The sequence below is a fragment of the Actinoplanes palleronii genome (assembly GCF_016862315.1).
Taxonomy (GTDB): domain Bacteria; phylum Actinomycetota; class Actinomycetes; order Mycobacteriales; family Micromonosporaceae; genus Actinoplanes; species Actinoplanes palleronii.
Map to the genome: position 1 here is coordinate 70,073 of NZ_BOMS01000130.1, position 19,471 is coordinate 89,543.

Genomic DNA, 19,471 nt, shown 5'->3' on the forward strand with positions numbered 1-19,471 from the left:
AGTGATCATGCGTCGGGGGCCGGGACCGCCAGCGCGATCGTCAGGGCCAGCACCCAGCGCGGATCCTTGAGCCGGTCGCCGTAGAGCTCGCGCAGCCGGGTCATCCGGTACCGCACGGTCTGCGGGTGCACGAACAGCTCGGCGGCCACGTCCTCGCGCCGCCCGTGGTGCAGCAGCCAGCTGCGCAGCGTCTCGACAAGTTTGGCCGCCGCCGACCCGCGCTCCCCGGCGAGCGGCGCGAGCGCGCGTTCCCGCAGGTCGGCCAGGGCTGCCGGGTCGGCCGAGACGACCAGCTCGGGCAGGTGCTCCTCGGTGTCGACGACCTGTCCGGGTGCCGGGGTGTGCAGCTGCTGGACCCGGACCGCGCGCTCCACCGACAGCTGCGCCTGCAACCAGGGCCGGGCCGGGCCGATCACCGCGTCGTGCCCGGTCAGCAGCCGGGTCAGGTGCGACCGGGAGGCGCCCTGCGGGTCCGGCACCAGCAGCACCGCGGTGCCCGGCAGGTCCGGCAGCGCACCGGCCAGCGGCAGCGTGCGCGGGTCGAGCAGGTCGATCAGCGACCGCGCGGCCCGTTCCGGCAGCAGGATCGCGGTCAGCGTCTGCGGGGTCACCCACTCGGCTCGCTCGGCGGCCGCCTGCACCACGTGCGCCGACTCCCCGGCGACCAGCGCCTGGGCGAGCTGCTGCAGGTGCCGCAGCCGGATCCGGCCGGACGCGGCCAGCTCGTCGGCGTGCCCGGCCACGCTCGCCGCGGACAGCTCGTCGATGTACGCGAACACCAGCTCGGCGAAGTCCGCGATCGTCCCGGCCGGCTGCCCGCTGTTCACGCTGATCGCGGCCAGCTCCCGCCAGGCCACCCGGGCGCCCACCCGGTACGCCGCCAGCAGCGCGTCCAGACTGCGGCCGGAGCGCGCCTCGCCCCGGCCCAGCGCGTACGCCCCCTCCAGCGCCGACGCGAGCGGCGTGCCAGGATCGGTGCCGGGCCGGGACACCAGGTTGAGAAAGGTGCCGAGCGCGGCCTGCACGGCCCGCTCGATCTTGTGCCCGAGCACTCCCGCGAAGGCCTGCGCGTACGCCGGCACCTCCATGGTGATCGCGGTGATCGTCTGCACCGAGACGTCGGCCAGACCCTGGCGCAACGGGGCGATAACGGACTTGGGCAAACGGTAGGACCGGACATCTCGTAACGGTTCGATCACTATGACCCCTCTTTCGGTCCGGCCTTTGTCCCCGCCGAACAATTATGGCCCTCTCGATTCACTTCTGTAGGTCATGCTTTCGCCCGGCCGAACGACGAGTCTTGGTCAGGTGCCGGTTACCAAGACATTGCGCAATGGCGCTTGGCGAGTCGTCGAGCTGATCACCACCCCCGTGGTGCCCACCGACTACCTCGACGTCATCGCCCCGCTGCGCAACCCCCATGTCCTGCGCGCCCGGGTCGAGGCGGTGCACCGGGAGACCGACAACGCGGTCACCCTGGAGCTGCGCCCGGGCCGGGGCTGGCTCCCGCACCAGCCCGGTCAGTACGTGCGGCTCGGCGTGGACGTCGACGGCATCCGGCTCTGGCGCGCCTATTCGGTGAGCAGCGCCGCCGGTCACCCGGCCGGCTGGATCAGCGTGACCGTGAACGCGGTGCGCGACGGCGTGGTCAGTTCGTACCTCCGGGACAACGCCCGCAAGGGCATGGTCGTGCACCTGGACCTCCCGGCCGGCGATTTCGTGGTGCCGCGTGAGCGGCCGGCGAAGAGCCTGTTCATCACGGCCGGCAGCGGCATCACGCCGGTCATGGGCATGCTGCGCAGCCTGATCCACGAGCTGTCCGACGCGGTCGTGGTGCACTCCGCCCGCACCCCCGAGGACGTGGTCTTCGGCGCCGACCTGCGGGCGCTCGCCGAGCAGGGCAAGATCCGGCTGGTCGAGCGGCACACCGCCACCGACGGCCGGCTCAAGCCCGCCGACCTGGACGAGCTGGTCCCCGACCTGTTCGAGCGGGAGACCTGGGCCTGCGGTCCCGGCGAGATGCTCGACGCGATGACCGAGCACTGGGCCGAGGCGGGCGTCGCGGAGCGGCTGCACGTCGAGCGGTTCCGGCCCACCGTGCTGGTCGCCGGCGAGGGCGGCACGGTGACGTTCGAGAAGTCCGGCACCACCATCGAGTCGCCCGGCGGCGTCACGATCCTGGACGCCGGTGAGGCGTCCGGCCAGCTCATGCCGTCCGGCTGCCGGATGGGTATCTGCTACAAGTGCGTGCTGCCGATGCGCGAGGGCATCGTCCGGGACGTCCGCGACGGCCAGGTCACCACCGCCGTCGAGGGTGACAACGTCCTCGTCCAGACGTGCATCTCGGCCGCGGCCGGCCCCTGCCACTTCGACTTCTGACCACCAGCACCGCCGAAGACCAACCCCCCGCCGAAGAGAGAATCCGAGGAACACACGTGACGACGCTGCAACGCCAGGAAGTCAACCCGATCGGTCACCTCACCGCTGAGGACATCGAGTCGATCGGCCGCGAGCTGGACGCGATGCGGGACGAGGTGCTCGCGGTCCGGGGGGAACGCGACGCTGCCTACATCCGCAAGGTGATCAAGGTCCAGCGCAGCCTGGAGATGAGCAGCCGTGCCGTGCTGCTGTTCTCGATCTTCCCGCCGGCCTGGATCGTCGGCACCGCCGGCCTCTCGGTCGCGAAGATCCTGGAGAACATGGAGGTCGGCCACAACATCCTGCACGGCCAGTACGACTTCATGCGCGACCCGAAGATCCACTCCACCAAGTGGGAGTGGGACCACGTCACGCCGGCCGCGCAGTGGAAGCACTCGCACAACGAGCTGCACCACAAGTACACGAACGTGATCGGCAAGGACAACGACCTCGGCTACGGCATCATGCGGGTCGACGAGAACCAGAAGTGGCACCCGTTCTTCCTGGCCCAGCCGCTGTGGAACTTCATCAACGCGCTGTTCTTCGAGTACGGCATCGCCGCGTACGACCTGGAGCTCGGCCGCAACCTGAAGTCCAAGAAGAAGCGCAGCAACCCGGAGTTCGTGGCCAACGTCAAGGCGGTCGGCCGCAAGATCCGTCGCCAGGTGCTGAAGGACTACATCATCCACCCGGCGCTGTCCGGCCCGTCGTTCCTGCACACCATCGCGGCGAACTTCACCGCCAACATCGTGCGGAACGTGTGGAGCCACTCGGTGATCATGTGCGGTCACTTCCCGAACGGCGTCTCCACGTTCGAGCGCTCCTCGATCAAGGGTGAGACCCGCGGTGAGTGGTACCTGCGGCAGATGCTCGGCTCGGCCAACATCTCCGGCAGCAAGCTGATGCACATCATGACCGGCAACCTGTCCCACCAGATCGAGCACCACCTCTTCCCCGACCTGCCGGCCAGCCGGTATGCCGAGGTCGCGGTGAAGGTGCGCGCGCTGTTCGAGAAGTACGACCTGCCCTACGTCACCGGCCCGCTGCCGGTGCAGGTCGCCTCGGCCTGGGCCAAGGTGATCCGCCTGTCGTTCCCGAACCGCAAGCCGGCCCGCGCGGTCGACCCGGCTCGCCCGCCGCGGCCCCAGGTCGCGGCCGAGCCGGTCTCGGTCTCGGTCTGACGTTGCTCACTCGGGGTGCGGTCCGGTGGATCGCACCCCGTTCTTCCTGAGGATGAGCAGCGCGAACAGCCACATCGGCACGTACCCGAGCACCAGCGCCGCCAGCAACGGGAAGTCCCCGCAGGTGAAGACCGCCACGAACATCAGGGTCAGCGCGCAGCCGAGCAGGTAGGCGCCGGCCGTGGCGATGGCCTGCCGGCGTTCGCTGCGCCGGTGCGGGCGATGCGCCATCGCGTAGGTGAACGGGATCGCACCCGGCTGCGCCAGGATCAGCAGCAGACCGATCACCACGATGACGGTTCCGGCGGAGACGCCCACCTCGACGTGCGGCACCCGGCACACTCCCTGCATACATCGACGACCACCAGGATCACCGCACGTTACTCTCCAGTAGCTACCCGGCGCTACGGAGCCAGCGGGCAATTCTCCGGATCACCGCTCCGGTCACGTGCCGGCCCCGCCGGTGGAACACGTGGTCGGCGCCGCGCACCACGCGGATCGTCACGCCCTTCCGATCGCGCAGCCCGGCACGCCAGAGCGCCAGATCGTCCGCGACGGTCACCTGGTGATCCCGGCTGCCCTGCAGGATCAGCATCGGCCGGCCGAACTCCGCGGCGGTCCGCACCGGGTCGTAACCGCGCAGGTCGAGCCAGTAGGACGCCGGGAACCCGAACGGCAGATCGGCCGCCGGGGTGTCCGGCCCCAGGTCACCGTCGACCGTTGCGACCTGCCGGTCAGCGGCCGCGATCATCGCGTCGGCGGCCGGGCCCGGGTCACGGGCGGCCAGGTGCCGCACCACCCGCTGCGCGGAACGCTGCATCGGCATCGCCTCGGCCGCCAGCAGCACCAGGCCGGCGATCATCGGCGAGGCCGCGGCCACGCGCGGCGCGACCTTTCCGCCGAGGCTGTGGCCGAGGAGGAAGATCCGGTCCGGGTCGGCGGTGGGTTCCTGACACATTTCTTGTACGGCGGTGAGCGCGGGCGTCACGTACTCCTCGGTGAGGGTGTGCTCCGGCATCGGCTTGTCCCAGCGGAGCACCGCGACACCCCTCGACGCCAGTCCCCACGCGAGGTCCTTGAGCGGCTTGTCCGCGCCGTGGGTGCCGTCCCGGTCCTGCACGCCGCCGCCGGGGAGCAGGATGACGGCGGGCACGGGGCCGGCCCCACGTGGCAGGGTGAGCGTGCCGGAGCCGGTGTCACGCTCGGTGAACCGGCCGGGCTTCGCGTAGCGCGGGGGCTGCCAGACCTGCTCGGCGGGCGGGGCCAGGCGCAGCCCGTGCAGCCGGCCGGCCGGGTCGAGCGACATCACCACGACGAAGTCACCGGCCGGGCAGGACACTGGTGTCCGTACCCGGAAAAGGTCTTCGGTCGTCGCCTCCGCGGCGGGAACGCCGGGCGTGCAGGGCGCACCACCGGTCTGCACCGACCAGCCGACCCGGACCGTCTCCGCGGACACCACCTCCCGCATCCGCGGCGTGAACCGCTCGGCCAGCTCCGCGAAGCGCCCCGCGCCGGCCAGCTCGATCACCTCGAGCGCGTCAGCCTCCACCTTTCTCATAGTTGCGAAAGGTAGCACCGATTAGATTGATGGGGTGGACACCACCGAGCTGTTGGCACATCCGGTCCGGCTGCGGATCGTGCACGCGCTGCGCGGCGACCGGGAGATGACCACCACGGAGCTCTGCGCCCGCCTGCCCGACACGTCCAAGGCCACCGTGTATCGGCACGTCGACCTGCTGCAACACGGCGGCGTGCTGGAGGTGGCGTCCGAACAGCGGGTCCGCGGCGCTGTCGAACGGCGGTACCGGCTGCGCCAGGAGAACGCGTCGATCAGTGCCGCGGCGGCCGCGGCGCTCACCCCGGACGATCACCGGCGGGCGTTCGCGATCGCGATGACCGCGCTGGCCGCCGAGTTCGGCGCCTACCTGGACCGGCCCGGCGCCGACCCGGCCGGCGACCTGGTCGGCTATCGGCAGCACGCGATCTGGCTCAGCCCCGCCGAGCTGACCGACCTGATCGGCGAGCTGCGCGCCGCGATCCTCCCCCGGCTCGGCCACACCCCGGCGCCGGACCGCACCCAGCATCTCCTCAGCCCGATCCTCTTCCCGATAGGCGACTCCCGATCCTCTTCCCGATAGGCGACTGACGTGACGATCAGCTCCAAGCTGGACCTGCTCCGCGAGGTGGAGGCCGAACACCGGTTCGGCGTGATCATCGAGCCACCCACCGGCGTGGACCCGTTCCCGGAGGCGCCACCCGGCGCGCTCGAGGCGTACCAGCTGTTCAGCCGGCTCGAGGGCAGCCACCTGAGCTTCCGGCAGCCCGCCGAGCTGCTCAGCCGGGACGCGTGGCTGAGCCGCGACCCCGACCCGTACTGCCCGCTCGGCTCCCCGCCCAGCATCGGCACCGAGCTGGTCGAGGGCCCCGCGCAGATCTACCTCGACCCGTTCGACGGCCGGGTCTACTACATCGAGTCGGACTACTACGTCCTGCTCTACAAGGGATCGTTCGGGGACAGCCAGCTCGAGGACGGCCTGTATGTCGAGTACGCCCCGGACCTGGTCACGTTCGTCGACGAGTTCGTGCTCGGCCCGCGCTACCCGGAGTTGATCGGCGCGGGCAGCATGACCTGGCTCACCAAGAAGGGCCACTACCGCGACAGCTGGCTGCGGCTGCTCGGCGCCGCCGGTCTCCTCGGCGACCCGCCCACCTTCACCGAACCCCCCGAACCCCGCTGGCACCCCGGCCCCACCGCCTATCGCCGCCACCTCACCACCCCGGACTGACGACCTTTTCGGTACGCGCGCGGAGCGCCCGCCCGCAGGCTACGAGCCGGGTCCCGTGATGGTCCCGCGCGATGCCGCGCCCACCCCGGGGTCGGCCTGGCACCGGGGTCGTGACCGGCGTTTCGGGTCCGGCACGCGCCGGATCTGGCCGATATTCGAGACAGTTGTTCAACCGGTGGACACACGGCCGACACCAGCAGGCCTCAGGATGCTTCGCGTGGTCTCCGATGTCGCCACGGCGCCGGGCGCCGTTTCCGGGTGGGTCACCCTGCGCCGGGCTGCCATCGGAGCGGGGCTGGCGCTGACGGCGTGCGCTCTGATCCAGTTGCTCGGACGCCCGGTCGGTGCGTTCCTCGACGCGACTGTGGTGATCTGGTCCGTCGTCGCGCTGTACAACAGCCTGGACCACCGGTGCCGGACCGCCGTTGCCGCGGCGGTCCTGGCTACCGCCGCGGTGTGGTTCGCCGCCGCGCCGCTGCTGGCCGCGGGTCTGCCCGGCACCGCCGCGCACGCCGCGCTCAGCATCGTGCTGGCCAGCCAGTTCTACGCCGCCATCACCCACCTCCGCTGACCCCCGCACTCGCCGAGATCGCGGCAAGGCCGGGCGGCGGGCGGCGTCAGCGGAGATACGCCAGCTCGGGCAGCTCCGCGCGATACGTGTCCACCAGCCGCTCCGCGATGGCCGGGTCACCGACCAGCGGGTGGGTGACCATCGCCTGGATCGCCGCCGCCCGGGAGCCGCTGCCGACCGCCTCCAGGATCAGCCGGTCGGTGGCCTTGACCGCGCGGACCAGCTCCACCGCATGTCCCGGCAGCGGCCCGACCGGCAACGGCACCGCCCCGCGCCCGTCCACCCGGCACGGCACCTCCACCACCGCGTCGCCGTCCAGCACGTCGAGGGTCCCGCGGTTGCGCACGTTGAGGATCAGCTCGGCCGGCTCGTCCCGGGCCAGCGCCCGCATCACCGCGAGCGCGACCCCCTCATACCCGGCCGGCCGGCTCTCGTCGTGCTCGCGCTCCCCCGCGCCGGTCAGCTCCCGGTTCTCGGCCATGTAGGTCGCCTCCCGCTCCCGCCACGCGTCCCGCCAGGCCTGCAGCGGTTCCCGGGCGGCGATCTCGTGGTAGGTCCGGTCCTGCTGCTCGCGCAGGAACGCGCCCCGGGTCTGCGGGGCGGAGCGCACCGCGTCCAGGGTGCCCTTCGGGTCGTAGTAGTAGTGCAGGTACTCGTTCGGGACGGCGCCCAGCTCGCGCAGGTCGCCGAAGAGCCGCCCCTCCTCGATCGTCGCCAGCCGCCCCGGGTCGGCGAGCAGGCCGGGCAGCAGGTCACGGCCGGTGGCGTCGTGGACGCCGTAGAGCCAGCCGAGGTGGTTCAGGCCGGCGTAGTCGATCCGTACCTCGGAAGGTGTGACCCCGAGCGTCCGCAGGACGCGGTCGACCAGGCCGGTCGGTGAGTCGCAGATCCCGATCACCCGGTCGCCGAGGATCCGCGACATCGCCTCGGTCACCAGCCCGGCCGGGTTCGTGAAGTTGATCAACCAGGCGTCCGGTGCGACCGCGGCGACGCGCGTGGCGATGCGGATCGATTCCGGTACGGACCGCAGCCCGTACGCGATCCCGCCCGCACCCACGGTCTCCTGCCCGAGCACGCCCGCGGCCAGCGCCACGTGCTCGTCGACCACCCGCCCGCGCAGCCCGCCGACCCGCACCGCGGAGAACACGAACGCCGCCCCGGCCAGCGCCTCGTCGAGGTCGGTCGTGGTGACCACGGCCGGCGCGTCCGGCACGTCCCGGGCCAGCGCCGCGAGCACGCTCCCGATCCCGGCGAGTCGCCCGGGGTCCACGTCCTGCAGCACCACCTCGGTGATCCCGGTGTGCCGGTGGTCGGCGAGCAGCGCCTGGTAGACGAGGGGGACCCGGAAGCCGCCCCCGCCGAGAATCGTCAACCGCATGTCAGCCCTTCATCGCTTCGTTGCCCGCGTCCTGTGCCTTGCGCAGTCCTTCGGCGACACCGACCTGGCCGAGGAAGACCTGCTGCAGGATCGGCGTGTACGCCGTCCCGCCCGCGCCGACCCGCGGCCCGACCGGTGCCGGGAACGTCGTCCCGGCCGCCGCGTCGAGGAACGGCTGCAGGTCGACGCCCTGCTTCTTCCAGTAGTCGACGAACGCCGGCTGTGCCGCGGTGACGCCGGGGAACGCGTAACCGCCCTCGGCGATCGGCTTCACCCCGTCGGCCGTGCCGATCCAGTTCAGCACCTCGCGGGTGGCGTCCGGGTGTGCGGTCTTCGCCGACGCGACGGCGGCCACCCCGTGCACCACGCCGACCCGCCCGGCCGGCCCCGTCAGCATCGGCGCGAGTCCCCAGGCGAAGCCGGCACCCTCCTGGACGCTCTTCAATTGGTACGGCCCGGACTGGAACAGCGCGAGCTTGCCCTGGGTGAACAGCTGGAGAGTCTTGTCGCCGTTGGTGTTGGTGTCCGCGGCCGGCGGCGCCACGTGCTCTTTGTTGATCAGGTCGACGACGTACTGCAGGGCCTGCACGGTCTTCGGCTGGTCGGCGAAGGTGAACGTGTCACCGGACTGCCAGGTGCCACCGTTCGACCCGACGAAGTCCCACATGATCCCCTGCTGGTCGAACGCGGCGTTGAACCCGTACGTCTGGATCTTCTGTGGGGTGAAGCCGGCCTGGCCGGCGGTCTTGCCCGCGCTGTCCACGGTGAGTTTCCGGGCGGCCGCGCGCAGCGTGTCGGTGGGAGCGGCCGGGTCCCAGGCGAGCGTGGCGGGGTCGACGCCGGCCTTGCTGACCAGGTCCTTGTTGTAGAAGAGCGCGATCGAGTCCCACAGCTGCGGCACGCCCCACAGTTTGCCGTTGCGGGTGTAGAGCTCGACGACCGATTTTGTCCAGCCGCTGTCGACGTCGACCGGCAGCAGCTGGTTGTTGTCGGCGTAGAGGCCGAAGTTCGAGGTGTTGGTCCAGAAGATGTCGGCGGCGGTGCCGGCCGCGATGTCCGCGGGCAGCTTCGTCCAGTAGTCGGCCCACGGCACCAGCTGCACGGTGACCTTGATGTCCGGGTGCGCCTTCTCGAATGCCGCGAACGACTGCTGGTACGCCGTGGCCACCTGGTCGTCCCAGAGCCGGAACGTGACGGTGGTCTTCCCCTCCTCGTCCCCGCCGCCGGCCACCGAACAGCCGGCCAGCAACAGGAGGATCAACAAAGCCGTGCGTCGCATCTGCTCACCTCATCCCGGTGATGGTGATCGAACGGACGATGTGCTTCTGGAAGATCGCGAAGAGCACGAGCAGCGGCATGGTGGCGAGCGTGGTTGCGGCCATGACCAGGGTCCAGTTGCCCTGGTACTGGCTCTGCAGGCCGGCGACCGCGACGGTGAGCACCTGCCAGCGCACCCCGCTGGTGACCACGAGCGGCCAGAGGAAGTCGTTCCAGTGCGTGACCACCGTGATGATCAGCAAGGTGGCCAGGATCGGACGGCTCAGCGGCAGGATCACGTGCCGCAGCACCCGTGGGTGGCCGGCGCCGTCGATGCGCGCCGCGTCCAGCAGCTCCTGCGGGATGGCGCGGAAGAACTGCCGGAGCAAGAAGATCGCGTACGGCGAGCCGAACATCGACGGCAGCACGATCCCGGCGAACGTGTTCACCAGGCCGGCCTCGCTGAGCAGCACGAACCGCGGCACCAGCACCGCCACGGCGGGCACCATCAGGGTGGCCAGGTAGACCCAGAAGAGCGCGTCCCGGCCGGGGAAGTCGAGTCGCGCGAACGCGTACGCGGCCAGCACCGAGCAGGTCAGCTGTCCGAGAACGACCACCAGCACCACCTGCACGGTGATCACCAATGGCGGGATCAGGGTGTGCCCGCCGACCACCAGCTCCGCGTAGTTGGACCCGGTCACCGGGTCGGGCAGGGCCAGCAGCGGCTGCTGGGCGAACTGCCGCGGCGTCTTCACCGAGGTCTGGACGCTCAGCAGGTACGGCGCGAGGATCAGCACCGCGCCGACCCCGAGCGCGAGATAGGTGACCACGACACGGCGCATCATTCACCCCATTTCGTACGTCGTGCGCCGGCGGAAGTACGACTGCTGCGCGATCGTCACCGTGATCAACACCAGGAACAGCAGCACCGACATGGCCGCGGCGCGACCCATCCGGAACTCGACGAACGCCTCCCGATAGATCGCGTACGCCACCACCTCGGTGCGCCCGGCCGGCCCGCCCTGCGTCATCGCGTAAACCGTGTCGAACACCTGGAAACTGCTGATCCCCCCGGTGGCCAGGACGAAGAACGTGGTGGGGCGCAGCAGCGGCCAGGTGATCCGGCGGAAGCCCTGCCACGGGCCGGCGCCGTCGATCCGGGCGGCCTCGGCGTACTGCGGCGGGATGCCGGCCAGCCCGGCCAGGAAGAACAGTGCCACGTACCCGACATTGGTCCAGACGGTCACCGCGGCGACCGACGGCAGCGCCAGGACCGGGCTGGTCAGCCACTCGACCCGGTGCCCGAGCAGCTGGTTGACCGCGCCGTCGGACGGGTCGAACAGCCAGCGCCAGACCACGCCGAGCGCGAGCGGCGCGCTGATCCACGGCAGCACCAGGATCGCCCGGAACCAGGCCGACCCGGGCAACCGCTGGTCGAGCAGCACGGCGGCGGCCAGGCCGAGCGCGGTCTGCACCGGGATGACCAGCAGGACGAAGCCCGCCGTGACCGCGAGTGATCGGCCGAACGCCGGGTCGGTGAGCACCGACCGGTAGTTGTCCAGCGCGGTCCAGTGCGCCGGGCTGACCAGGTCCCACCGGAACAGGCTGATGCCGAGCACCACCACGACCGGGAGCAGCAGGAAGCCGCCCACGCCGAGCAGGCTGGGAGCGAGGAACGCGTAGCCGGCGACGGTGTCCCGGTTACGCCGGCTCATCGCTCGGCGTGCGCGTCGGAGAGCCGGGCGATGGTGGCGGTCGCGCGGTGCACCGCGGTGCGGCTGCCGGGCGGGATCACCTGCGGCAGGAACGCGTAGCGCCGGGCCAGTGCGGCCTCGCTGGACTCCGGGTGCCGCCGCTGCGCGGCGGCCAGGGTGGCCTGCCACCAGTCGGCGATGTCGCCCCAGCCGGGCGCGGAGAGCGAGCCGCCGAAGTGCTGCACGCTGAGCGCCGCGACCAGGTTGGCGAACGCCACCCGGTCGGCGAGCGGCCACCCGGCGAGCGTCCCGGTGATGAACCCGGCGGTGAACACGTCACCGGCGCCGGTCGGGTCGAGTGCCTCCACCGGCACGCCGGGGACGGTCGCCACCTCGCCGGTGGCCGAGTCGATCGCGAGCGAGCCGTCCGCGCCGTCGGTCACCACCACGATCGGGACCAGCCCGGCCAGCTTGTCGAGGGCCTCGGCCGGGGTGCCGGTGCGGGTGTAACGCATCGCCTCGACCGCGTTGGGCAGGAACGCGTGACAGTCGGGCAGCACCGCCAGCGCCTCGACCGACCACTGATCGGTCTCGTCCCACCCGACGTCCGCGAAGATCAGCGTGCCGTTCGCCCCGGCCCGCGGCACCCAGCCGGTGCCCGCGCCGCCCAGGCTGACCGCCGCCGCGCGCGCCGCCGGCAGCCCGTTGACCAGCCCGTCCGCGTCGGTGGGCAGCGGGTGCCCGTGGGTGATCATGCTGCGGTCCCGGTCGTACGCCAGCGAGACGGTGACCGGTGAGTGCCAGCCGTCCACCCGGCGGGAGGCGGAGAGGTCGATTCCCTCCTGCCGGCTGAGCACCTGGTGGCAGAATTCGCCGTAGGCGTCCGTGCTCAGCGCGGTGCCGAGCCCGGTGTGCAGGCCGAGCCGGCTGGCCGCGACGGCGAGGTTGGCCACCCCGCCCGGGCACGACCCCATCCCGGAGGCCCGCACCTCGGTGCCCGGCTCGGGCAGCTCACGCAGCCCGGTGAAGATGACGTCGAGGAACACCACCCCGGGGACGAACAGATCGAGCTGGCGCGCCATTGGCCGATCTTACCTCCGCCCCGATAGGGGAAGTGGTAATTGATCACCCGTTGCGGCGCAGGTCTCCATGGGCTCCACGCAGGGTGTCCGCCTGGCGGTCGGTGCCCGGCGGGCGGATCTCGTCGAGCAGGCGCCAGGCCTCATCCAGGGCCTGGGACAGCTCGCGGACCCGGCCGGCGTGCTGCCGGCGGACGTCCTCGCGGACCTTCTCTATCCGGCGGAGCCAGCCGGCGCTGCTCTCCGGGGCGGGCCGGGGCGCCGGGGCCGGCGCGGGCGGCGCCGGCGGCTCCAGGACGTCGCGGGCCGGGACGATGGCGGCGATCGGGCGGCCGCCGTCGACCACGACGGTGACCTGCCCGGTGAGGTTGGTGAGACGGACGAGCTGCTGGAACCGCAGGCGAGTCTCGGCGACGGAGAGCTCGATGCGGCGACGGATCGGCATGGCTGGTTCTCCCATACCGCGATGATGCGCGGGGGGTACGACAATTTGTTCGATAGGTTCACCCGATGACGGATTCACTCACGGTCGCACCGACCGCCGAGGACGTGCGTGCCGTGGTCGCGCGGGCCGCCGAGGCGCTCCGCTCGGTGGCCGATCAGGACTGGCAGGTCCCGGCCGGTGATCTCACCTGGTCCTGCTGGGAGACGGTGGAGCACGTCGCCGACGACCTGTTCGCCTACGCCGGCCAGCTCGCCGCCGACCGGCCGCCCACCGACCGGTACGTCCCGTTCGGCTACCGGCGGTCCCGCCCGGACGCGCCCGCGCTCACCGTCCACGTCGATCGGTCCGAGGGCCCGGCCGGTCTGCTGCAGGTCCTCGAGTCGTCCGGCGGGCTGCTGGCCGCGGTCGTCCAGCTCAGCCCGGCGCAGCGGCGGGGCTTCCACCCGTTCGGGGTGGCCGACGCCGGCGGGTTCGCCGCGATGGGCATCGTCGAGGTGCTGGTCCACCTGCACGACCTGGCCGGCACGCTGAGGTTCCCCTGGTCACCCGACCCGGACGTGTGCCGCCGGGTGCTGCACCGGATCTTCCCGGACGCCCCGGCCGGCCACGAGCCGTGGCCCACCCTGCTCTGGGCCACCGGCCGCGCCGCGCTCCCCGATCACCCGCGCCAGAGCGAATGGCGCTGGCAAGCCTGAGCCGGATCACCAACGGCAGGCCTAGGTCCGGTACTTCGCCAGCGCTTCCATCGCCTCGTCGGCGCTGTCGCTCAGGATCGCCATGTCCACGTCGGTGTAGATGCGCCGCCGCGAGTCCACCACGCAGTGCGCGCCCAGCATCAACCCGTCCGGGGTGGCCAGCGGCACGCCCAGATAGCTGCGCAGCCCGCTGTTGGCCAGGAACGGGTTGGCCGCGTGCACCGGGTCGTCGCTGAAGTCGGCCACGCAGTACGGCTCCCCGTTCAGCACGGTCCGGCTGCACACCGCCCACTCCGCGGGGGCACCCTGCGGCGTGGCCACCCAGCCGACCAGCCCGTAGGAGCCGATGATCTGCTGACGGTCCGCGGTCAGCACCGACACCAGCGAGACCGGCGTCTCGAGGAGCTTGGCGCTGCGCATCGCCACCACGTCCAGCTCGGCGCGCAGGGCCGGGTCGAAAAGGTCGTACCGCGCCAGCTCGGTCAGACGCCCCGGCTCGGCCAGACGGTCGTATGCCTCGATCTTCACAAGAGCCTCCTCCGGGACAACGGTACGACAGTCAGTGGCGGAATCCGCCGACCAGGTTGGTGAGGTCACCGGCCAGCCGGGTCAGGTCGGCCGCGGCGAGCTGGGTGGTCCGGGCGCCCTCGGCCGTCGCGGAGGCCACCTGGGTGACGCCGTTGACCGTACGAACGACCTCGCCGCTGCTGGCAGCGGCCTCGGCCACCGACCGGCTCATCTCCCCGGTGGTCGCGGTCTGCTCCTCGACGGCCGAGGCGATCGTGGTGGTGTAGTCGCCGATCCGCTGGATGACCTCGGTGATCTCCCCGATCGCGGTCGCCGCCGAGGTGCTCGAGTTCTGGATCGCGGAGATCCGGGCGGTGATCTCCTCGGTGGCCTTCGCGGTCTGCTGGGACAGTTCCTTGACCTCGCCGGCCACCACCGCGAATCCCTTGCCCAGCTCACCGGCGCGGGCCGCCTCGATCGTCGCGTTCAGCGCGAGCAGGTTCGTCTGCTCGGCGATCGAGGTGATCTCGATGATCGAGGCGCTCATCTGCTCGGCGCCGGCCGCGATCGCCTGCACCCCGGCGTTCACCTCCTCGCTGGCCGTGCCTGCGCTGCCGGCCCGGTCGGCGACGTCGCCGGCGCCGCTCTGCAGCTGCGAGCTGACCGTGTTGAGCTCCTCGGACGCGCCGGCCAGGGTGACCGCGGAGGTGCCGATCGTGGTGATCGTCTCGCGCAGGCGCAGGATCGCGGCGTCCAGCGCGCGGCTCATCCGGCCCGCCTCGTCGGCCGAGGTGATGCCGGTGCTCCGGGTGAGGTCACCCCCGGCCAGGGCCTCGCAGATCGTGGTGACCCGGCGCAGCGACCGGACGATGCCCCGGGCGACCACCAGGCCGAGCGCGAGGGCCGCGACGATACCGAGCACCAGGAGCACGATCGAGCGCAGGCGGTTCTCGTGGTAACTGTCCTGCGCCTCGGCGGCGGAGGCCGCGGCGGCGGTGCGTTCCGCGGCGCCGAGCTCGGTCAGGTTCGCCGCCACCACTTTGAGCAGCGGCGCCGCCTGCTCGGTGCGGAGCTTCTGCCAGGCGTCGACGTCGCCGGCCCGGGCCGCCGGGACCAGCTGGTTCTGCCCGACGTCGGCGTACTTCTGCCACGTCTCCCGGAGGGTCGTCACGGTCGCCTCGGCACCGGCCGGCTCGGTCGCGGCGTACTCGTCCAGGGCCGTGTCGACCTCGGCCAGGTCGGCGAGGAAGTTCTTCTCGAACGTCGCCTTGTTGGTCTTGTCCTCGTAGATCGCTTCGAGCGCCACGTCGAGGCGGGACTGGGTGACCCCGTTCTGCACCCGGCCGAGCGCGGCGACGCTGGTCAGGCTGCCCTCGTAGATGCGCTGGGCGGCCGCGCTGGCCGAGCTCAGGGCGGACAGCCCGAGGACACCGATCACCAACGCGACCACCGCGGCGACGCAGATCGCCACCATGATCTTGACGTTGACGCTGAGGTCCGCCCAGAACCGCTTCATGTCTCACCCCTGAACCTGGTGCCACCCCTGCACAAGACAAGGTCGGCACCGGATCGACACTGCTGAGAGCACGGCTCAGTGCGCGCAGCGCCCGCAGATCCTTGCCGGTCGGGCCGAGGCCGGCGCGCAGGTAACCGTCGAACGTGCCGAACGTCGCGGTGACCTCGTCGAAGCCGGACTGCAGGTACTCGGCGCGGACGTCGAGCACGGCCTGGTAGCCGGGGCGGACGACGGCCGGGACCTGCGCCGGGGCCGCCTCGTTGGACGCCGCGTTGTAGGTGTTGCTGAGCAGGTAGTCGTCCAGCACCGTCGCGCGCGGCACGCCGAGCGCGGTGAGCAGCGCGGCGCTGGCCCAGCCGGTCCGGTCCTTGCCCGCGGTGCAGTGGTGGAGCACGTTCGCGGTCAGGTAGGTGACCCCGGCCGGCAACCGGTCCGGTCCGGCGGTGACGTGCCGGGCCGGATGAGCCGCCCAGGTCAGGGTGAACGTGCCGTCGGCGTTCTGGGTGACGGTCGCGGCGGTGAACGGGATCCGGTGCTGGGCCTGACCGGTCGCCGGGACCCGGTCGTGCCCGAACGCGGGGTTGGCGGTGAGGGCCACGGCGCAGCCGACGCTCGTGTTGATCAACTTCACGGTTCCGGGGAAGGCCGCCGAGCGGTTTACTTCATGGGTGGGATGCCGTTTTTGGCGCCGGTCGGGCGGTGCGGGCTGCCGGGCTGGGCGCGCGGGCGGTGCGGGCTGCCGGGCTGGGCGCGTTGGCCGGATGGCGGGGCGCCCGGGCGGAGTGGTGCACCACCGGCGGGGTGATCCGGAGGCGCCGCAGGAGCGGGGCGAACGGGTCCCGGAACGTGCGGCCGGCGATGGTGAGCAGCAGCGCGGCGGCGACCATGCCGACCGCGGGCAGGCCGATCAGCAGGGCGATCACCGAGACGACCAGGCCGGACCAGACCATCACCCGCAGGCCGACGTCGACGACCGGGATGCCGCTCGGGCGCTGCCGGGTCCACACCGGCAGGAACGAGCCGGCCAGGGCGAGCAGCACCGCGCCGAGCACGGCGGCGCCGGTGAGGAAGATCTGCGGCCAGTGGTAGTGCCGGCCCAGGGCATACCCACCGGAGACGATGCAGCCCACCCAGACCTTGGCGAGGGCCCAGCGCCCGAACCGGACCAGCGGATCGCCGAAATCGTCGGACATCGTCGCCAGTTTATGGGCGCACGGCGGGGTTGCGGCGGAACTCGGCACGTTCCGGCCACCGGCTGGTGCTCACGGTCGTACCCAAGGCCTTGAGACAGCCGTCAGCACCAGCCGGACCGCACCGCGCGTCGGCGGCGCCCGGTGCCGCGGACCTCGCGTGCCAGGCCCTCAGGCGGCGGGGAAGACGGACTCGAAGGCTTTCCGGATCGTGCCGGTGCGGTCCAGGATCGCGAAGGTGACGTGGTCGAACCAGGGGCTGATCGCCAGTGCGCCGGCGAACGCCTCGGCGACCTCGGCCGGGTCGTTGCCGAAGACGCCGCAGCCCCAGGCGCCGAGGATCAGCTCCCGGTGACCGTGCGCGGCGGCGACCCGCAACACCCGCGCGGCCCGGCGCTCCAGCGCACCCTTGATCTCCGGGACCGCCTCCGGCTGATTGCGGGCGATCGCGGAACGGTTCGGGGCGGCCGAGACCAGGAACGAGACCGGGTACGCCGCGGGCAGCATCCGGCCCTTGTCGTCGCGGAACACCGGCACGGCGGGTGCGTAGATGACCCGATCGGTGTAGAGCAGGGACGGGTCCGCGCGGTGGTAGGCGTAGAAGTCGCCGGCCGCGAGCAGGCACGGGTAGAGCGCCGAGCCGCGGGCCAGGCTCTCCTCCTGCGCCTGCGCGCCGTTGCGGAAACCGCCGCCGGGGTTGCGGGCCGACGCGAAGTTCAGGCAGGCCGGGTTCCCGCCGAGCCGGCGGGCCGCCCAGAGGGTGGACTCCGCGGTCACCTCGATCGTCGGCGGATGCGGTTGCGGAGTGGTGGGTGCGGCAAGCTCGTCGCCGGGGAGGTGCAGGCGGGTGCCGGCGACCGCGCGGGCGACCTGGTCGGCGATCTCGACACGTCCGTCGGGGCCGTCGTAGTGACCCTGCTCGGCGATCGACACGGTCTCGTTGGCGATCGCTCGCAACCTGGCACTCATGGCCACGATCATCTAGGACGGGGTGGGGGGCGCGCGAGCCGATTATCGCCGTGACTGCTCCGCTGCCGGCCTTTCCCGATCCTGTCATCGGTCCTGCTCGCGCCTTGCACCCGGCTCTCCCGGACCTGCTCGCGCTCTACACCCGGCTTTCCCGGACCTGCCACCGGTCCTGCTTGCGGCCTACTCCCGGTGGCGTACTCGAAATACGACCTGGGTCCGACGACGGAACCTGTCGGCGCGCGGCAGGATCGTCGGCATGACCACGGTCCTCGCCACCGCCGCACGCACCGGCCGCGCCCTGCGCCCGGTCGAGCGGACCGCGCACCTGGTCGGCGCGCTGCTGATGCTCTCCGGCGTGCTGCACTTCGGCGTCTTCCTGGTCGACGGCGGCCCCTGGGAGGGCCCGGTCTCCTGGCGCAAACCGACGACGTTCGGCCTCTCCTTCGGCCTCACCCTGATCACCGTCGCCTGGGTGACCTCCTATCTGGTGATGAGCCCCCGGGCCCGCGCCTGGCTGCTCGGCGTCTTCACCGCCGACTGTGTCCTCGAGGTCGCCGGCATCACCGTGCAGGCCTGGCGGCGGCTCCCCTCGCACTTCAACACCGAGACCCCGTCCTCCCGGGCGATCGCCATGTCCCTGGCCTTCGGCGGCGCGGTGCTGGTGGTGGTCCTGACCACCTTCGCCCTGGTAGCGCTCCGTGGCCGCATCCGAGGCCCGTCCGACCTCGCCCTGGCCCTGCGCGCCGGCTGGTCCCTGCTCCTGCTCACCCTGCTCACCGGCGTCGCCATGGTGGCGAAGGGCTCGATCCTTTTCCGCACCGAGAGCCCCCAGGCGGCCTACACCACCGCCGGCTCACTGAAGCCGGTGCACGGCGTGGCCCTGCACGCCATCCTGGTCCTCCCCTTGCTCGCCGTCCTGCTGCACCAGCGAGGCTGGCCCGAGCCCCGCCGCCACCGCGCCATCAGAGCCGCCGTCTGGCTCTACGCGGTCACCACCGCCGCAGCCACCGTCATCTCCCTGACCTGACCACCACGCAGCCCGCCCCACCGCCCGCCGCGCATCCAGCTCGCGGCCCATCCGGCTCGCGCCACCCGCGGCCCACGACGCATGCGGCCCACGAGCGCCCCGCCCCCGGTGCACCCCGCCGACATCCGACCCACGGCGCATGCGACCTTTACGCGCCCCGCCCTCGGTGCACCCCGCCACGCATCCGACCCACGGTGCATCCGACCCACGGTGCATCCGACCTCCACGCGCCCCGCCCTCGGTGCACCCCGCGGCCGCGCATCGCCGACGACGCACCCCCGAGTGTCCCGCCCCGCCCGCACGAGCAACCTGGCGCACGGCGTTCCGCCCGCCATGTGTCCCGTCCGCGGGACCCGCCTGTCCCCATCGCCGCGCTGGCCGCCAACCTGCTCGCCTCACCCGCGCAGGCCATCGCCTCCTCACGCAGACCCCATGCCGCTTCGCTTAAGTTGATCTTGGTGGGGCGTTGGCGGCCCGGAACCGCCCCTGGCCCGCGAGGGCATCCCGGTCCGGGCAGTGGCGCGGGTGACCGGCTGCCGGCAAGTACTCGGCCGTGCGCTCCCGGCCGGGATGCCCTCGCGGGCCAGGCCGGGGGGGTGAACACGGTGTTTGCCCGGGGAATGTCGAGCACGATGATCGTCGGCTGATCGCCCCTCGATCACTTTGTGGGCGGCGGGGGTACACATGCCCGCTCGCGATGTACCTGTCGCCGCCGGGCGGGGCAGTGAGAGTCCGCAATGCCAGATCGCGTGCGGCTA

20 protein-coding genes and 1 pseudogene are annotated in these 19,471 nt (G+C 72.0%); 7 read left to right on the forward strand and 14 right to left on the reverse strand.

The genetic code is table 11. The features are described from left to right. Positions 1 to 5 precede the first annotated feature (5 nt). Positions 6 to 1,199 carry a PucR family transcriptional regulator gene (locus Apa02nite_RS38600; protein WP_067696471.1) on the reverse strand — a complete coding sequence of 398 codons (1,194 nt, stop codon included), beginning with the start codon at positions 1,197 to 1,199 and terminating at the stop codon, positions 6 to 8. Positions 1,200 to 1,272: 73 nt separating this feature from the next. Here Apa02nite_RS38600 and Apa02nite_RS38605 point away from each other — a divergent pair, with 73 nt between their 5' ends. After that, positions 1,273 to 2,379 carry a ferredoxin reductase gene (locus tag Apa02nite_RS38605; RefSeq protein WP_203829453.1) on the forward strand — a complete coding sequence of 369 codons (1,107 nt, stop codon included), beginning with the start codon at positions 1,273 to 1,275 and terminating at the stop codon, positions 2,377 to 2,379. Between the two features lie 56 nt (positions 2,380 to 2,435). After that, positions 2,436 to 3,599, forward strand: coding sequence for a fatty acid desaturase family protein (locus Apa02nite_RS38610; protein WP_203829454.1), 1,164 nt, complete (start codon positions 2,436 to 2,438; stop codon positions 3,597 to 3,599). Positions 3,600 to 3,605: 6 nt separating this feature from the next. Here the strand turns inward: Apa02nite_RS38610 and Apa02nite_RS38615 are convergent, their stop codons facing one another. Together Apa02nite_RS38615 and Apa02nite_RS38620 are read right to left on the reverse strand one after the other, a co-directional pair. Then, on the reverse strand, positions 3,606 to 3,932 hold the full coding sequence (locus Apa02nite_RS38615) for a hypothetical protein (RefSeq protein WP_157441603.1): 327 nt from the start codon (positions 3,930 to 3,932) through the stop codon (positions 3,606 to 3,608). A gap of 61 nt (positions 3,933 to 3,993) precedes the next feature. Then, complete coding sequence (locus Apa02nite_RS38620) at positions 3,994 to 5,157, reverse strand: alpha/beta hydrolase (protein ID WP_203829455.1); 1,164 nt, start codon at positions 5,155 to 5,157, stop codon at positions 3,994 to 3,996. Between the two features lie 34 nt (positions 5,158 to 5,191). Between Apa02nite_RS38620 and Apa02nite_RS38625 the strand changes: the two genes are divergently transcribed. The 3 genes from Apa02nite_RS38625 (at position 5,192) to Apa02nite_RS38635 (ending at position 6,956) form a co-directional block, all read left to right on the forward strand. Next, entirely contained in the window at positions 5,192 to 5,737 is a 546-nt protein-coding gene (locus Apa02nite_RS38625) for a helix-turn-helix domain-containing protein (protein ID WP_203829456.1), read from the forward strand. A 9-nt stretch (positions 5,738 to 5,746) separates the two neighbouring features. Then, positions 5,747 to 6,385: a hypothetical protein gene (locus tag Apa02nite_RS38630; RefSeq protein ID WP_203829457.1), complete on the forward strand. Its 639-nt coding sequence runs from the start codon at positions 5,747 to 5,749 to the stop codon at positions 6,383 to 6,385. Between the two features lie 217 nt (positions 6,386 to 6,602). Further along, the gene (locus Apa02nite_RS38635) at positions 6,603 to 6,956 is read left to right on the forward strand and encodes a hypothetical protein (RefSeq protein ID WP_203829458.1); all 354 of its coding nucleotides are present in this window, start codon (positions 6,603 to 6,605) and stop codon (positions 6,954 to 6,956) included. A gap of 46 nt (positions 6,957 to 7,002) precedes the next feature. On the opposite strand, the gene Apa02nite_RS38640 is transcribed toward Apa02nite_RS38635, so the two are convergent. From Apa02nite_RS38640 to Apa02nite_RS38665, 6 genes are read right to left on the reverse strand one after another with little or no spacing between them, the layout of a single operon-like run. Next, positions 7,003 to 8,334, reverse strand: a complete 1,332-nt coding sequence (locus Apa02nite_RS38640) for a family 4 glycosyl hydrolase (RefSeq protein ID WP_203829459.1) — start codon at positions 8,332 to 8,334, stop codon at positions 7,003 to 7,005. A 1-nt stretch (position 8,335) separates the two neighbouring features. Continuing rightward, on the reverse strand, positions 8,336 to 9,613 hold the full coding sequence (locus Apa02nite_RS38645) for an ABC transporter substrate-binding protein (protein WP_203829460.1): 1,278 nt from the start codon (positions 9,611 to 9,613) through the stop codon (positions 8,336 to 8,338). Positions 9,614 to 9,617: 4 nt separating this feature from the next. Further along, positions 9,618 to 10,436 carry a carbohydrate ABC transporter permease gene (locus Apa02nite_RS38650; protein ID WP_239164838.1) on the reverse strand — a complete coding sequence of 273 codons (819 nt, stop codon included), beginning with the start codon at positions 10,434 to 10,436 and terminating at the stop codon, positions 9,618 to 9,620. After that, a complete protein-coding gene (locus Apa02nite_RS38655; RefSeq protein ID WP_203829461.1) occupies positions 10,437 to 11,306 on the reverse strand; it encodes a carbohydrate ABC transporter permease in 870 nt (289 codons plus the stop codon). Beyond that, a complete protein-coding gene (locus Apa02nite_RS38660; RefSeq protein WP_203829462.1) occupies positions 11,303 to 12,367 on the reverse strand; it encodes a PfkB family carbohydrate kinase in 1,065 nt (354 codons plus the stop codon). Before Apa02nite_RS38660 ends, Apa02nite_RS38655 begins: the two co-directional genes overlap by 4 nt. Positions 12,368 to 12,410: 43 nt before the next feature. Continuing rightward, positions 12,411 to 12,824, reverse strand: a complete 414-nt coding sequence (locus Apa02nite_RS38665) for a hypothetical protein (protein ID WP_067696515.1) — start codon at positions 12,822 to 12,824, stop codon at positions 12,411 to 12,413. Between the two features lie 50 nt (positions 12,825 to 12,874). Between Apa02nite_RS38665 and Apa02nite_RS38670 the strand changes: the two genes are divergently transcribed. Next, entirely contained in the window at positions 12,875 to 13,504 is a 630-nt protein-coding gene (locus tag Apa02nite_RS38670) for a maleylpyruvate isomerase N-terminal domain-containing protein (RefSeq protein ID WP_203829463.1), read from the forward strand. Positions 13,505 to 13,525: 21 nt separating this feature from the next. Here the strand turns inward: Apa02nite_RS38670 and Apa02nite_RS38675 are convergent, their stop codons facing one another. The 5 genes and pseudogenes from Apa02nite_RS38675 to Apa02nite_RS38695 form a co-directional block, all read right to left on the reverse strand. Beyond that, entirely contained in the window at positions 13,526 to 14,032 is a 507-nt protein-coding gene (locus Apa02nite_RS38675; RefSeq protein WP_203829464.1) for a GAF domain-containing protein, read from the reverse strand. Positions 14,033 to 14,063: 31 nt separating this feature from the next. Then, positions 14,064 to 15,527: a methyl-accepting chemotaxis protein gene (locus Apa02nite_RS38680; protein ID WP_203829465.1), complete on the reverse strand. Its 1,464-nt coding sequence runs from the start codon at positions 15,525 to 15,527 to the stop codon at positions 14,064 to 14,066. A gap of 91 nt (positions 15,528 to 15,618) precedes the next feature. Continuing rightward, positions 15,619 to 16,158 (reverse strand): annotated as a pseudogene (locus tag Apa02nite_RS52065) (tyrosine-protein phosphatase); the annotation flags it as partial. Between the two features lie 31 nt (positions 16,159 to 16,189). Then, positions 16,190 to 16,720 (reverse strand): hypothetical protein, encoded by a 531-nt coding sequence (locus Apa02nite_RS38690; protein WP_203829466.1) that lies wholly within the window; start codon positions 16,718 to 16,720, stop codon positions 16,190 to 16,192. A 168-nt stretch (positions 16,721 to 16,888) separates the two neighbouring features. Then, positions 16,889 to 17,686, reverse strand: a complete 798-nt coding sequence (locus Apa02nite_RS38695; RefSeq protein WP_203829467.1) for a TIGR02452 family protein — start codon at positions 17,684 to 17,686, stop codon at positions 16,889 to 16,891. Positions 17,687 to 17,942: 256 nt separating this feature from the next. Here Apa02nite_RS38695 and Apa02nite_RS38700 point away from each other — a divergent pair, with 256 nt between their 5' ends. Beyond that, positions 17,943 to 18,713 carry a hypothetical protein gene (locus Apa02nite_RS38700; RefSeq protein ID WP_203829468.1) on the forward strand — a complete coding sequence of 257 codons (771 nt, stop codon included), beginning with the start codon at positions 17,943 to 17,945 and terminating at the stop codon, positions 18,711 to 18,713. Positions 18,714 to 19,471: the final 758 nt, after the last annotated feature.

Coding starts and splice junctions, on each gene's coding strand:
- Apa02nite_RS38700 (WP_203829468.1), top strand. CDS start 17,943: ATGACCACGGTCCTCGCCACCGCCGCACGCACCGGCCGCGCCCTGCGC.
- Apa02nite_RS38660 (WP_203829462.1), bottom strand. CDS start 12,367: ATGGCGCGCCAGCTCGATCTGTTCGTCCCCGGGGTGGTGTTCCTCGAC.
- Apa02nite_RS38650 (WP_239164838.1), bottom strand. CDS start 10,436: ATGATGCGCCGTGTCGTGGTCACCTATCTCGCGCTCGGGGTCGGCGCG.
- Apa02nite_RS38680 (WP_203829465.1), bottom strand. CDS start 15,527: ATGAAGCGGTTCTGGGCGGACCTCAGCGTCAACGTCAAGATCATGGTG.
- Apa02nite_RS38695 (WP_203829467.1), bottom strand. CDS start 17,686: ATGAGTGCCAGGTTGCGAGCGATCGCCAACGAGACCGTGTCGATCGCC.
- Apa02nite_RS38640 (WP_203829459.1), bottom strand. CDS start 8,334: ATGCGGTTGACGATTCTCGGCGGGGGCGGCTTCCGGGTCCCCCTCGTC.
- Apa02nite_RS38605 (WP_203829453.1), top strand. CDS start 1,273: ATGCTTTCGCCCGGCCGAACGACGAGTCTTGGTCAGGTGCCGGTTACC.
- Apa02nite_RS38690 (WP_203829466.1), bottom strand. CDS start 16,720: ATGTCCGACGATTTCGGCGATCCGCTGGTCCGGTTCGGGCGCTGGGCC.
- Apa02nite_RS38655 (WP_203829461.1), bottom strand. CDS start 11,306: ATGAGCCGGCGTAACCGGGACACCGTCGCCGGCTACGCGTTCCTCGCT.
- Apa02nite_RS38620 (WP_203829455.1), bottom strand. CDS start 5,157: ATGAGAAAGGTGGAGGCTGACGCGCTCGAGGTGATCGAGCTGGCCGGC.
- Apa02nite_RS38645 (WP_203829460.1), bottom strand. CDS start 9,613: ATGCGACGCACGGCTTTGTTGATCCTCCTGTTGCTGGCCGGCTGTTCG.
- Apa02nite_RS38665 (WP_067696515.1), bottom strand. CDS start 12,824: ATGGGAGAACCAGCCATGCCGATCCGTCGCCGCATCGAGCTCTCCGTC.
- Apa02nite_RS38670 (WP_203829463.1), top strand. CDS start 12,875: ATGACGGATTCACTCACGGTCGCACCGACCGCCGAGGACGTGCGTGCC.